This is a genomic window from Tenebrionibacter intestinalis, assembly GCF_016632365.1.
Lineage (GTDB): Bacteria > Pseudomonadota > Gammaproteobacteria > Enterobacterales > Enterobacteriaceae > Tenebrionibacter > Tenebrionibacter intestinalis.
In genome coordinates this window covers 1-322 of sequence record NZ_JAEPBH010000204.1, presented here as the reverse complement: position 1 = coordinate 322, position 322 = coordinate 1, and the positions used below count along the sequence as shown (strand labels likewise).

Below are 322 nucleotides of genomic sequence, written 5' to 3'. Positions count from 1 at the left end.
TTAACCACCGGCAGCCCCTCTCGCTCTGACTCCCGTCGCAGCAGCGCCCACACACGGCGGTAGCCATACGTCGGCAGGTCAGCCACCGCCGTGTTTATCCGGGATAACACGGCGGTATCGTCAGAACGGGACTGCCGTCTGCGATCCTGCCAGTCAGATGGCCGGTGAACCCTGACGCTCAGTTGCGCACGCGACACACCAATACTCCGGCAGACGTCGGTTAGTCGTCGTCCCCGGGCAACAAGGGCGCATGCGCAATCCATTTTTTTGCCCGGCCGAACTCCACGGCTTCTTTGAGTATTTCGGCTTCCATCGTCTTTTT

Annotated in this window: 1 pseudogene; it reads right to left on the bottom strand. The window is 60.6% G+C overall.

The window, feature by feature from the left end:
• Positions 1-322 (bottom strand): annotated as a pseudogene (locus tag JJB97_RS18480) (IS3 family transposase); the annotation flags it as partial.